Genomic DNA, 13,045 nt, shown 5'->3' on the forward strand with positions numbered 1-13,045 from the left:
CGCTCCTTAGCCGGTAATGAAGGCCGGCCACACCGGCATCTGCAGATTGATGCCGTAGACGAAAGCGCCCATGCTGATCAGCACCAGGATGATGGTGTTCAGGATGGCGCCGCGCCACGTGAACTCGTGGCTGGCCATCGACGACACCAGTACCAGCACGATCACCGACAGCACCATGCCCAGCGGCTTGAGCAGCAGGCCGAACAGCACCACCGAACCGAGGATCCACAGCAGCAGCTTGATATCCCAGCGGGCCAGCTCGTCGCTCTCGCCCTTGCTGGACAACGATCCGATCAGCACCAGCACGCCCAGCAGGGCGAGCACGACGCCGAGCCAGAACGGGAAATACCCCGGACCCATTTTCGCGGCGGTTCCCATCGAATAGCCGCGAGCGACCCAGGAAAAGCCGAATCCGACCAGGATGAACATCAGGCCGGAGGCAAAGTCCTTTTGGCTACGTATGCGCAAAATGATTCTCCTCGATTTGACAAAACTGGTGCTTGCGGTGCTGCGAGCCGCGCGTCGATGGCGCTGGTCTCATGGTGTCGCGACGGGACGTTGCAGCGTTTGTGCGGTGCAACGAAACCGCGCGCGGCACCCTCCCCGTCCGCAGGCAGGGGGAAGGTAAGGGTGCCACCTTTCAGCGACCTTTCAGATGTCTGCAAACTTGGTCAATGTGAGGGTATCTCCCTAGGTCCCCGCCGATGCCGCCCGACCGGTCGTACCGGCGGGCGGTGCCGTGGACCGCGGCGGTGCCGTCATGGCAGTCGGCTATCATCGGCGGCGCCGCGGCTCATGCCGCGCCGCCGTCTCCCCCTGTTCCACCGTTACTTGCAAGGGCCAGTTTGGAAAGCATTGAACACGTGATCCTGATCGGCGCCGTGGTGATGTCGCTCGGCATCGTCGTCGGCGCCTTCTCTGCGCGCATCGGCGTGCCGTTCCTGCTGGTATTCCTGCTGGTCGGGATGCTGGCCGGGGTCGACGGTCCGGGCGGCATCCGCTTCTCCAATACCTGGCTCAGCTTCCTGGTCGGCAATCTCGCGCTGGCGGTGATCCTGCTCGATGGCGGACTGCGAACCCAATACGCGACCTTCCGCGTCGCGTTGCGGCCATCGCTGGCGCTGGCCACCGTGGGCGTGCTGCTGACCACCGGGCTGGTCGGACTGTTCGCGGCCTGGGTGCTGGAGATCGACTGGAAGCTCGGCCTGCTGCTGGGCGCGATCGTCGGCTCGACCGACGCGGCGGCCGTCTTCTCGCTGCTCAACAGCAGCGGGGTGCGCCTGAAGGAACGGGTCGCCAGCGTGCTCGAGATCGAATCGGGCATCAACGATCCGATGGCGATCTTCCTGACGCTGACGCTGATCGAGTGGATCCATGCGCCGCAGGGATTGACGGGCGGCGCGCTGCTGTGGCGGCTGCTGGTGCAGTTCGGCGTCGGCGGCGCCCTGGGCCTGGCGCTCGGCTATTGCCTGGCCAATGTGCTGGAGCGCATCCGGGTCGCCGAGGGCCTGCAGGCGATCCTGCTGTGTTCGGGCGGCGCCATGGTCTTCGCGATCGTGCAGAGCGCCGGCGGCAGCGGCTTCCTGGCCGTCTATCTGACCGGCATGCTGATCGGCAACCGCGACCGCGCGGTCAGCCCCGACGCGATGCGGGCGATGGACGGCATGGCGTGGCTGGCGCAGTCGGCGATGTTCCTGCTGCTGGGCCTGCTGGTGACGCCGCACCGGATCTGGGACGTGGCGGTGCCGGCGATGGCGGTGGCGCTGTTCCTGATGCTGGTCGCCCGGCCGCTCGCCGTCTGGATTTCACTGCTGCCGTTTCGCTTCAATGCGCGCGAGAAGGGCTTCATCGCATGGATGGGACTGCGCGGCGCGGTGCCGATCGTGCTGGCGCTGTTTCCGCTGCTGCAAGGCATGCCCGATGCCGGCCTGCTGTTCCGCATCGCCTTCGCGGTGGTGCTGGCCAGCCTGCTGCTGCAGGGGACCACGGTACCGCTGGCCGCGCGTCTCGGCCGCGTGCTGCGGCCATCGTACCCCGAGCCGCTGGCGCGTGAACGGCTGCACGGCACACGCGCGCCGGCGATGGACCTGATGCAGTTCGAGGTCCAGCCCGAGTCGGCGGCGGCCGGCGTGCGGGCGGATCGGCTGGAATTGCCGCCGCGCTGCCGGCTGATGACGGTGGCCCGCGACGACGCGCTGCTGCCGCCCGAGCAGACCGTGCTGCAGGCCGGCGATACGGTCTCGGTGCTGGGGCCCGCGAGCAGCGTGCCGACGCTGGCAAGGCTGTTCAGCACGCCCGAACGGGCGCCGGTCTGGCAACAGGTGCCGCACGACTTCGTGCTGTCCGGCGACGCGCTGCTGCGCGATGTGGCCGGGCTGTACGGCACGCGCGATCTGACGCCGGGCGAATATCCGTCGACGCTCGAGGCTGCGATGCTGAACGCCTTCGCCACCCCGCCGGTGGAAGGCGATACGGTCGAGATCGCGGGGTTGAACTTGACCGCGGTGCGCATGGAAGACGGCCGGATCCTGCAAGTCGGGTTGAGGCTGCCGCGACGGGCTTAGCGCAGTGCGCCCATATTGACCAGTTGGCGCACCGTCCAGCCAAGCACGGGCGGCAACTTGCCACGATAGAGGTCGAGCACGATCTTGCTGCCGGCCGAGGGCTTGCCGCATTGAACCTGCAGGCGGATCGGGTGGGACGGGCCGAAGGGAGCTGGCTTGGCGATATCGCGCGTCGAGGCGGCCGTCTCCATGCCGGCGATGCGTATCGTCGAGACGACCCATTGCAGCGAGTGGGCCAGCGCGTCCAGCGCTCGGTGCACCGCCTGGAGATCCTCCCGGTATGGCGCGACCGCGGCGTCCGGCAGATCGGCGGTATGGTCGAGCGGGACGACGTGCTCGCGCCGGATCCGGTCGATCAACGGCAGCGCATTGGCTGCCGCCTCGCGCAGTTCCAGCGCCTGTCGGCGCGTGGCGTGGTTCGCCTCGAGTTCGCCGTCGTGGTTCATCGACGCCAGCCAGCCCGGCAGTTTCGCACTCGCGCGGTCCAGCACGTCGCAGACGGTTTCCAGCATGCCGGGCCTGGACCGGCTGCCTTCGAGCGCGTCGCGCAGTGCCCGCTCGATATCCCGCTTGACATTCCCCATCTGCGCCGCCGATTGCCGGCGCAGCTGCTCGATTTCCGCGTCCAGGCGATTCTCCAGCGCATTGGCGGTGTCGCCCAGCGCCATCGAGGCATGCCGGTCGGCCAGGTCCCATTGCTGCCGCAAGCTGTTCGCGAGCGCGCCCTCGCCATCGTTGCCCCAGCCGGCCGGGCCCTCGCGGCCGGCGCCGTCCGTATCGGGCTCGTCAATGCCGTGGTCCGCCATCCTGGCCCGATGCTGGTCGCGCAGGCTGGTCCACTGCTGCAGCGAGTCGTCCAGCCTGCGGGCCGCCCTGACCGCAAGCTGCCCTTCCTGCCGCGCGAAGTCTTGCACCCGCCTGGCCTCGAGGCGCCGATTGTGCGCGTTCATCAGCCGGCCGGTAATGTGGACGCTGGCCAGGTCGAGCAGCGTCGCGGCCATCGCGCCGGCCGGCACGCTGGCGGTCCAGCCCGAAAGTTCGGGGAACAGGCCGCGCAGTTCGTCGAGCCGGGCTTCGGCCACCAGCATGTCGCGGCGCACCTGCTCCATGACCTCGTGCCGTGCGCGCAGGTACGACTTGATCGCGGGAAACATGACGCCGATCACATCGGACGGGCCAAGCTCGGCGTTGCGGATACGGTCGTGCAGCGCATGTACGCCGGCCTGCCAGCGTGCCTCCAGCGGGATCGCCGGATAGCAGCCGCGCCGATGCGACGCGTGCCCGTGGTCTTCGGCAAAGTCGTCGAGCAGGGCGGCAACGTTGTCGCAGATGGCGGCGATCGGCCAGCGTTCCCGGAAGAAGCGCGCGAACAGCTTGCGCGCGCCGTTCAGCATGGGCCGATGGTTCAGTGCCACGGCTTCGCTTTCGCCGGCTTCGAGCGCGGCGGACAGCCATTGGAAGTCGCTGCTGTCGAGCTCGCCCCGTGTGGCTTCGTCGAACGGATACCGATCGCTGGCGCGCACCAGCGCGGCAATGGCCGCGGCGCGATCGTGCTCATGGCCGAGGTCGTGCAGATATTGCAGATTGCGGGCGGCGAGAAACTGCCGCAGGCAGGCGGGGGCCGACAATTTCGCGTCGACGACGCGCAGCAGTCCTGATTCGTCCATCCGTTCGCCGCGCGCGGTATGGCGATCGACTTCCTGCTGTACGGCCAGGCACAGGCCCTTGACCAGATCGGCTCGGATCAGGTCGCGCTGCTTCTGCACCGCCAGGTTGCCGTCCAGCTGCGCGCGCGCATGGCTGCGGCGCTGCATCAGCGAGCGGATGTGCGTCGCGTCCTGGCTCAGCGGGCTCAGCGCCAGCTCGCCATCGCAACGGCGCAGCACATCGTGCAGCTCGCGCTCCTTCAGCGCCGCGAGCAGGCCGGTGCGGGTGGCCAGCAGCTCGGCCAGCATGTCGTCGGCGTCGTCGCCGGACTCGCGTGCCGACCGGGACCGCTTTTCCGCGATGTCCGCTTCGTTCTGCTTCAGGTCGCGCACCAGCTCCCCGTGCTTCAGGTCGGCCAGCAATCCCGCGACCGCGGCCTCCCGGTCGCAGGCCTTGCGTTCACTGGGGCTCATCGCCGCCTGCTGGATCGGCCCGGTGCGCAGACGGCGGTCGTATTCGCGCAGCCATCGGTCGCGCCCCGCCAGGTTGTTCGGGCTCGCCAGCTCGGGGGCGCAACTGGCCAGCGTGGACAGCAGCACGGCGGGATCGCGCTGGCGCGGCCGTGTGGCTTGCGCCTGCAGTCCAAGCTTGAGCTGTTCGGCGACGTAGGCGCGGGTGGCCGGCAACGGGCAGGCGGCGCCGCTGTCGGCGGTGTCGCCGAGCCCGAGGCTGATGCCATCGAGCATCGCGTACAGCGGCGTGGCCGTCGCCGAATTGGCGGCCGGGGTCAGCAATTCGGCATAGAGCCGCTGATTGGCGCGATGCACGGACAAGGTACAGCGGAACAGCTGGAACACCTGCAGCAGCGCCGCGTGGGAAAGATAGCTGCCGCGCTCGATACGGTCCGCGATGGTCAGGCCCGATGCGCGATCGCCGGGCAGCGCCAGGCTGGCGCGGCACAGGCGCTCGCGTACCGCGGCGCCGCCCCGGCTTTCGAACGCGGCGATCAGCGCGCGCCATGACGCCCGGTTGCGTGCGGCGTCGGCGCTGGTCTTGCCGATACGGAAGATCCGGTGAAGCCCGGCGCGCAGCGCCATGGCGAAACTGCTGCCGAGCTCGAGCCTGCCATCGGCGCCGCACTGCACGTGACAGCCGCCGTGCCAGGCGGCAGGCGGCAGCGGCATGTCGAAGTCGATATGGCTGGCGGTCATGATGTCTCCCCCCGAGGGCGTTTCGATTCGCGACCGGCTGGCCGTCGCGTGGCTCACGATAAGGGCGAAGGGGATGTCCGGGCATGCGCAAACATTGTCAAATCGGTCCGCGCGGCCATCTCGATGTCAACAAAGGAAACGGCCCGCCGCCCATGACGGGCGGCGGGCCGCAATCGCGCCGGCCGGGGAAGGCCGGGCCGATGTCGTCAGTCGACCTTCGCGCCCGAGGCCTTGACGATCTGCGCGTACTTCTTCAGTTCGCGCTGCACCAGCGCGCCGAACTGTTCCGGCGTGGTCGGCGCGGGCTGGGCGCCGATACGGGCCATGCGCGCCTTCATCTCGTCGGTCTTCAGGATCGCGACGATCTCGCGATTGAGACGGTCGACGACGTCGCGCGGCACGTTGGCCGGCGCGAACACGCCAAACCACGTCGAGATGTCGAAGCTCTCCAGGCCCAGGCCCTTGCCCGCTTCGGCGATGGTCGGCAGTTCGGGCACGGCGCTGGCGCGCGCCGGCGTGGTCACGGCGAAGGCCTTGAGCTTGCCGGCCTTGATATTGGCGCTGGCCGAGGCCAGGTTGTCGAAGATCAGGTCGGTCTGGCCGGACAGCACCGACAGCTGGGCAGGCGCCGCGCCGTTGTACGGGATATGGACCATGCTGACCTTGGCCAGGCTCTTGAACAGTTCGCCCGACAGATGGCCGGCGCTGCCGTTGCCGCCCGAGGCGTAGTCCAGCTTGCCCGGGTTCTTGCGCGCATATTCGACCAGGTCGCGCACCGATTCGATGTGCAGTTCGGCGGCCTTGCCCGGGTGCATCACCAGCACGTTGGGCACGTCCGCGACCAGCGTGATCGGCGTGAAATCCTTGACCGGGTCGTAGGGCATCTTCGCGAACAGCGTCGGGTTGATCGCGTGCGTCGCGACCGCGCCCATCACGATCGTGTAGCCGTCCGCCGGCTGGCGGGCCACGTAGTCGGCGCCGAGGTTGCCGCCGGCGCCCGGCCGGTTCTCGATGACGACCGGCTGGCCGAGCGAGTCCTTGAGCTTGTCGCCGATCGCGCGCGCGACGGTATCGAGCGGGCCGCCGGCCGGATAGGGCACGACGAAGCGGATCGGTTTGCTCGGCCAGGCGGCGGCAGGCGGTTGCGCGGCCGCCGGGGCGGCGAACAGGGCGGCGCCGACGGACGCCACGAGGGCGGCCGCGCTCAGCGCGTTGGCGGCGAAGGTCTTGAACATGGTAGCCAGTCAGCAGGTTGGGAATCGGCGGGCGCGGCGGGTCCGTCGGCGCCTCGTATTGGTTTCGTATCGGTCTGGGTCGTCCTGGCGGTCTTTTGCCGAGGTGGCGGCCGGACTCAGCCGCGGATGCCGAGCCCGCGCGCCATCATCACGGCGCACAGCGGCAGCAGGATCAGCAGATGCGCTTCGATCATGACCCAGCGGCGCGCGGCCTTCAATTCCGCGTCGGACGGCACGAAGCCGGCCTGGCCCGCCGCCTGCGCGCGCCAGCGGCGGAAGCGGAAGGTCGGCGGCAGCGAGCACAGCGCGATCAGCACGAACACCGTCATCTTGGCGTGGAACCACGGGTTGGGCAGATAGAACTCGACCCCCTTGGCGCCATAGAACAGCCGCAGCAGGCCCGTGGCCAGCGCCGCCATCGCGGAGCCGAAGTACAGCAGGTCGTAGATGCCGACGCGGCGCACCGCCGCCGGTGTGATGCCGGGCCGCAGCACGACGGCCTCGGCGACCAGGAAGGTGATCAGCGCGAAGATGGACAGGAAGTGGAGAAAAGCGAGCAAGGCATCGATCTGCATGGGTACTCCGGCTCGGTTCGGTTGGGGGAGGGGCGAAATCGGTGCGGACGACGGCCGGCCCCGCGGCCGCTGCCTCGTCATTGATCGCTCAGGCCGTGGTTCCAGTCGTCATTCGAACCGTCACAGCACGCCCTTGGCCCGCAGTTCGGCGATGCGCTCCGGCGTATAGCCGAGCATCTCGCCCAGCACCGCGTCGGTGTGCTCGCCCAGCAGCGGCGGGTGGCGGACCGCCTGCGGCGGCGTGGCGCTCATCTTGATCGGACTGCCGACCAGCTTGACCTCGCCGGCGCTGGGGTGCGGCAGGTCCACGCGCAGGCCGCGCGCCTTGACCTGGGCGTCCTCGAACACGTCATCCAGCGTATTGATCGGGCCGCACGGCACGCCGGCCGCTTCCAGATCGGCGATCCACTGCGCGCGCGTGCGCGGCCGGACCATCTCGGCCAGCATCGGCACCAGCGTGTCGCGGTTGGCCACGCGCTGCGGATTGGTGGCAAAGCGCGGATCGGCCGATAGTTCAGGCCTGCCGCCGGCCTCGACGAACTTGCGGAACTGCCCGTCGTTGCCGACCGCGACGATGATCCAGCCGTCGGCCGCCTGGAAGGTCTGGTACGGCACGATGTTCGGGTGCGCATTGCCCCAGCGCTTCGGCGCGACGCCGCTGGCCAGGTAGTTGGTGTTCATGTTGGCCAGCATGGCGACCTGCACGTCCAGCAGCGCCATGTCGATGTACTGGCCCTCGCCGGTACGGTCGCGGTGCGCCAGCGCCGCCAGTACCGCGATGGTCGCGTACTGGCCGGTCATCAGGTCGGAGATCGCCACGCCCGCCTTCTGTGGCCCGCCGCCGGGCAGGTCGTCGCGCTCGCCGGTCAGGCTCATGAAGCCGCCCATGCCCTGGATGATGAAGTCGTAGCCCGGGCGGGCGGCGTAGGGGCCGGTCTGGCCGAAGCCGGTCACCGAGCAGTAGATCAGGTCCGGCTTGACCGCCTTCAGCGATTCGTAGTCGAGGCCGTACTTCTTCAGCTGGCCGACCTTGTAGTTCTCCAGCACCACGTCGCTTTGCGCCGCCAGTTCGCGTACCAGCTGCTGGCCCTCGGGCGTGCTGATGTCGCAGGTCACCGAGCGCTTGTTGCGGTTGGCGGCGAGGTAGTAGGCCGCCTCGGCGGTGTCGCGGCCCGACTCGTCCTGCAGCCAGGGCGGGCCCCAGGTCCGGGTGTCGTCGCCGGCGCCGGGCCGTTCGATCTTGATCACGTCGGCGCCGAAGTCGGCAAGGTTCTGCGCGCACCAGGGCCCGGCGAGCACGCGGGTCAGGTCCAGAACGCGGAGGTGGCTTAAGGCTCCCATGGGAATATCAGGCGGTAGCGGTGAGGCAGCGGGACGACGAATCGGGCAGGGCGGCGAATCGCCGGCCGAACGAACCGGCGGCACCGGCCGGCACAGGCGCGCAGGCGGGCGGGGCCGCCCCGGCCCGGACAGCCAGCACTGTACCACCGGCGGGTCGCCGGACGCACATCCGCGGACCCCGGCAGCGGTGTTGCCTCCGTGCCGCGCATGCCCCCGGACGGCGCCGCGGACCGCCCGCCAGCGCCGGCCCAGCCTGCCGTTGCGGCCGCGTTCCCCGTATAATCAACGGTTTGCAAATCCAATCCGACTGCGCCCTGCGATGTCCATGCGGGGACGCCTTGCCCCCAAACATGAAAGTCTCCGACATCCGCAGCAAGTTCCTGCAGTTCTTCGAATCGAAGGGCCATACCGTGGTCCGCTCGTCGAGCCTCGTGCCGGCCAACGATCCGACGCTGTTGTTCACCAACTCCGGCATGGTGCAGTTCAAGGATGTCTTCCTCGGCACCGACAAGCGGCCCTATTCGCGCGCGACCTCGTCGCAGCGTTCGGTGCGTGCCGGCGGCAAGCACAACGACCTGGAAAACGTCGGCTATACCGCGCGCCACCATACCTTCTTCGAGATGCTGGGCAACTTCTCGTTCGGCGACTACTTCAAGCGCGAGGCGATCCAGTACGCATGGGAGCTGCTGACCAAGGTCTACAACCTGCCGGCCGAAAAGCTGTGGGTCACGGTCTATGCCGAGGACGACGAGGCCTATGACATCTGGGCCAGGGAAGTCGGCGTGCCGGTCGAGCGCATCGTGCGGATCGGCGACAACAAGGGCGCGCGCTACGCGTCCGACAACTTCTGGCAGATGGCCGACACCGGTCCCTGCGGCCCGTGCTCCGAGATCTTCTACGACCATGGTCCCGAGGTCTGGGGCGGCCCGCCGGGATCGGCCGAAGAGGACGGCGACCGCTACATCGAGATCTGGAACCTGGTGTTCATGCAGTTCAACCGGGACGAGCAGGGCAACATGACGCCGCTGCCCAAGCCCTGCGTCGACACCGGCATGGGCCTGGAGCGGATCGCCGCGGTGCTGCAGCACGTGCACAGCAACTACGAGATCGACCTGTTCCAGGCGCTGATCCGCGCCGCCGCGCGCGAGACCGGCGTCGACGACCTGAACAACAACTCGCTGAAGGTCATCGCCGACCATATCCGCGCCTGCTCGTTCCTGATCGTCGACGGCGTGATCCCGGGCAACGAGGGCCGCGGCTACGTGCTGCGCCGGATCGTGCGCCGGGCGATCCGCCACGGCTACAAGCTGGGCCGCAAGACGCCGTTCTTCCACAAGCTGGTGGCGGACCTGGTCGCGCAGATGGGCGAGGCCTATCCGGAGCTGGCCGAGGCCGAGCCGCGCGTGGTCGAGGTGCTGAAGGCCGAGGAAGAGCGCTTCTTCGAGACCATCGAGAACGGCATGAGCATTCTCGATGCGGCGCTGGCCGACCTGAAGGCCAAGGGCGGCACCATGCTGGACGGCGAGCTCGCGTTCAAGCTGCACGACACTTACGGCTTCCCGCTGGACCTGACGCAGGACGTCTGCCGCGAGCAGCAGGTCTCGGTCGACGAGGCCGCGTTCGACGCCGCGATGACGCGCCAGCGCGAGCAGGCCCGCGCCGCCGGCAAGTTCAAGATGGCCGCCGGCCTCGAATATACCGGCGCCAAGACGACCTTCCACGGCTACGAGAAGCTGGCGCTGAATGACGCCAAGGTGGTCGCGCTGTACGTCGACGGCGCTTCGGTCGATACCATGCAGCCGGGCCAGACCGGCGTGGTGGTGCTGGACCACACGCCGTTCTACGCCGAGTCGGGCGGCCAGGCCGGCGACCAGGGCGAGATCAGGGCCGGCGCGGCGGTGTTCGCGGTGGCCGATACGACCAAGGTGCAGGCCGATGTGTTCGGCCATCAGGGCACGCTCGCCGGCGCCGCGCTGAAGGTCGGCGACACCGTGGCCGCCGAGGTCGACGCGCTGCGCCGCGCGCGCACGATGCGCAACCACTCGGCCACCCACCTGATGCACAAGGCGCTGCGCGAAGTGCTCGGCAGCCACGTGCAGCAGAAGGGCTCGCTGGTCGATGCCGACAAGACCCGCTTTGACTTCTCGCACAACGCGCCGCTGACCGCGGTGCAGATCCGCGAGGTCGAGGAGATCGTCAACGCCGAAATCCTGCGCAACGAGGCCACCGGCGCCGAGCTGATGCCGTTCGACGATGCGGTCAAGAGCGGCGCGATGGCGCTGTTCGGTGAGAAGTACGCCGACGAGGTGCGCGTGCTGTCGATCGGCAGCTCGAAGGAGCTGTGCGGCGGCACCCACGTGGCCCGCACCGGCGATATCGGCCTGTTCAAGATCGTGGTGGAAGGCGGCGTCGCGGCCGGCATCCGCCGCGTCGAAGCGATCACCGGCGACAACGCGCTGCACTATCTGCAGTCGCTGGACGCGCGCCTGAACGAGGCCGCGGCCGCGCTGAAGGCGCAGCCGAGCGAACTGGTGCCGCGCATCGGCCAGATGCAGGACCAGGTCCGCGCGCTGGAGAAGGAGCTCGAGCGCCTGAAGAGCAAGCTGGCCGCGTCGCAGGGCGACGAGCTGGCCAGCCAGGCGATCGAGGTCAAGGGCCTGAAGGTGCTGGCGGCCCAGCTGGAAGGCGCCGACGTCAAGACGCTGCGCGAGACGATGGACAAGCTCAAGGACAAGCTCAAGAGCGCGGCCATCGTGCTCGGCGCGGTGCAGGACGGCAAGGTCAGCCTGATCGCCGGCGTGACCGCCGACGCGACCGGCAAGGTCAAGGCCGGCGAGCTGGTCAACTTCGTCGCCCAGCAGGTCGGCGGCAAGGGCGGCGGCCGCCCCGACATGGCGCAGGCCGGCGGCACCGAACCGGCGAAGTTGCCGGCGGCGCTGGCGGGCGTGGGCGAGTGGGTGGCCGCGAAGGTCTGAGGTCGATACGATCGGCCTTGCCGTTGGTTGGCTCCCCTCTCCCACATGTGGGAGAGGGGCTGCGGGAGAGGAAAAAGGGCGTCCGTAAGCGCTGACGGCGCTGGCATCACTACCGGCGTTTCCCTCTCCCCCGACCCCTCTCCCGCAAGCGGGAGAGGGCGAACACCTCCGCCGTGAGCTATTTCGCGCTCACACTGGCCGCGCTAGCCCGGCTCCCCCGCCGTCCTCGCATACGGCGTCCTGTCGTTCAGTTCATCCAGATACGCATCGATTCCCGCGCGTTCGCGCGCGAGGAAGCGCTCGACCGCATCGGCAAAGGCGGGGTGCGCGAGCCAGTGGGCCGAGCGCGTGGCGACCGGCAGGAAGCCGCGCGCCATCTTGTGTTCGCCCTGCGCGCCGCCCTCGAAGGTGCGGATCCCCTGTTCGATGCAGAAGGCCAGCGGCTGGTAGTACGCGGTTTCGAAATGCAGGCAGGGATGGTGTTCGAGCGCGCCCCAATAGCGTCCGTACAGCGTGCTGACCGCCGGATCGTCGTCGTAGACCAGCAGCGAGGCGGCGATGTCACGGCCCTCGCGGCGGGCGATCACCATCAGCAGATGCTCGGGCATCGCCGCGCCGATGCGCTCGAAGAAATCCAGGTTCAGATACGGCGTCGAGCGGTGTTCGCGATAGGTCTGCCGATAGCAGCGATGGAACAGCCGCCAGTCATCGGGCCCGATCTCGTTGCCGCGCAGATGGCGGAACGCGATGCCGGCCTCGGCGACGCGGCGCCTTTCCGCCCGGATGTTCTTGCGCTTCTTCTGCGACAGCGTGGCGAGAAACGCGTCGAAATCCGGATAGCCGGGATTGGTCCAGTGAAACTGCACGCCGTGGCGCATCATCATGCCGGCCTGCTGCATCAGCTCGGCCTCGGCGTCGTCGGGAAACAGCACATGCAGGGAGGACAGCTGGCTCTGCTCGGCCAGCGTCAGCGCGACCTGCAGCAACAGTTCGCGCGCCAGCGCGTTCTCGGCCAGCAGGCGCGTGCCCTGCACCGGCGTGAACGGAATCGCCGACAGCCACTTCGGGTAGTACTCCAGGCCGTTCTGCGCATAGGCGTCGGCCCAGGCCCAGTCGAACACATACTCGCCGTACGAGTGCGCCTTCGCGTAAAGGGGCATCGCGGCGGCCAGCCGCTCGCCGTCGGCGGTGTCCTTCCACAAGGTCAGATGGCGCGGACTCCAGCCGGTGTCGTCGCTGGCACTGCCGCTCGCATGCAGCGCGTGCAGGAAGGCATGGCGCAGGAAGGGCGTGCGGCCGGGCTGCCGCGCCAGCAGGCCGTCCCACTGGGCCGGCGCGATGTCGGCCAGGTTCTCGACGATACGCGTGCGATAATTCTCCGGTCGCTCCGCCGGCATGGCGGCGCTGCCTGCGTGGGATGGCATGGGCTTGCTTGCTTTCACGGTGTGCCTTGCCGAGGTCCATGGGACCTGCGGCGACAAGGGGTGATGCGGGTGG

8 protein-coding genes are annotated in these 13,045 nt (G+C 68.8%); 2 read left to right on the top strand and 6 right to left on the bottom strand.

Features of this window, described 5'->3' with window-relative positions; all coding sequences use genetic code 11:
* Positions 1 to 6 precede the first annotated feature (6 nt).
* Positions 7 to 468, bottom strand: coding sequence for a tripartite tricarboxylate transporter TctB family protein (locus tag FOB47_RS13490; protein WP_053821250.1), 462 nt, complete (start codon positions 466 to 468; stop codon positions 7 to 9).
* 377 nt (positions 469 to 845) lie between these two features.
* On the opposite strand from FOB47_RS13490, the gene FOB47_RS13495 reads away from it, so the two are divergent.
* A complete protein-coding gene (locus FOB47_RS13495; RefSeq protein ID WP_174781303.1) occupies positions 846 to 2,564 on the top strand; it encodes a potassium/proton antiporter in 1,719 nt (572 codons plus the stop codon).
* Here FOB47_RS13495 and FOB47_RS13500 read toward each other — a convergent pair.
* From FOB47_RS13500 to FOB47_RS13515, 4 genes are all read right to left on the bottom strand, one after another.
* Entirely contained in the window at positions 2,561 to 5,422 is a 2,862-nt protein-coding gene (locus FOB47_RS13500) for a hypothetical protein (RefSeq protein WP_174781304.1), read from the bottom strand. The genes FOB47_RS13495 and FOB47_RS13500 overlap by 4 nt on opposite strands.
* Before the next feature lie 206 nt (positions 5,423 to 5,628).
* The gene (locus FOB47_RS13505) at positions 5,629 to 6,657 is read right to left on the bottom strand and encodes a Bug family tripartite tricarboxylate transporter substrate binding protein (RefSeq protein ID WP_174781305.1); all 1,029 of its coding nucleotides are present in this window, start codon (positions 6,655 to 6,657) and stop codon (positions 5,629 to 5,631) included.
* A 116-nt stretch (positions 6,658 to 6,773) separates the two neighbouring features.
* Positions 6,774 to 7,232: a DUF2214 family protein gene (locus FOB47_RS13510; protein ID WP_053821254.1), complete on the bottom strand. Its 459-nt coding sequence runs from the start codon at positions 7,230 to 7,232 to the stop codon at positions 6,774 to 6,776.
* A 120-nt stretch (positions 7,233 to 7,352) separates the two neighbouring features.
* On the bottom strand, positions 7,353 to 8,573 hold the full coding sequence (locus FOB47_RS13515) for a CaiB/BaiF CoA transferase family protein (RefSeq protein ID WP_174781306.1): 1,221 nt from the start codon (positions 8,571 to 8,573) through the stop codon (positions 7,353 to 7,355).
* A gap of 350 nt (positions 8,574 to 8,923) precedes the next feature.
* Here FOB47_RS13515 and alaS point away from each other — a divergent pair, with 350 nt between their 5' ends.
* Positions 8,924 to 11,548 (top strand): alanine--tRNA ligase, encoded by a 2,625-nt coding sequence (alaS, locus tag FOB47_RS13520; protein WP_174781307.1) that lies wholly within the window; start codon positions 8,924 to 8,926, stop codon positions 11,546 to 11,548.
* Between the two features lie 203 nt (positions 11,549 to 11,751).
* On the opposite strand, the gene FOB47_RS13525 is transcribed toward alaS, so the two are convergent.
* The gene (locus FOB47_RS13525; protein ID WP_244959419.1) at positions 11,752 to 12,972 is read right to left on the bottom strand and encodes a GNAT family N-acetyltransferase; all 1,221 of its coding nucleotides are present in this window, start codon (positions 12,970 to 12,972) and stop codon (positions 11,752 to 11,754) included.
* Positions 12,973 to 13,045: the final 73 nt, after the last annotated feature.

Source organism: Cupriavidus gilardii (genome assembly GCF_013347325.1).
GTDB classification, from domain to species: domain Bacteria; phylum Pseudomonadota; class Gammaproteobacteria; order Burkholderiales; family Burkholderiaceae; genus Cupriavidus; species Cupriavidus gilardii.

Coding starts and splice junctions, on each gene's coding strand:
- FOB47_RS13500 (WP_174781304.1), bottom strand. CDS start 5,422: ATGACCGCCAGCCATATCGACTTCGACATGCCGCTGCCGCCTGCCGCC.
- FOB47_RS13505 (WP_174781305.1), bottom strand. CDS start 6,657: ATGTTCAAGACCTTCGCCGCCAACGCGCTGAGCGCGGCCGCCCTCGTG.
- FOB47_RS13510 (WP_053821254.1), bottom strand. CDS start 7,232: ATGCAGATCGATGCCTTGCTCGCTTTTCTCCACTTCCTGTCCATCTTC.
- FOB47_RS13515 (WP_174781306.1), bottom strand. CDS start 8,573: ATGGGAGCCTTAAGCCACCTCCGCGTTCTGGACCTGACCCGCGTGCTC.
- alaS (WP_174781307.1), top strand. CDS start 8,924: ATGAAAGTCTCCGACATCCGCAGCAAGTTCCTGCAGTTCTTCGAATCG.
- FOB47_RS13525 (WP_244959419.1), bottom strand. CDS start 12,972: ATGCCATCCCACGCAGGCAGCGCCGCCATGCCGGCGGAGCGACCGGAG.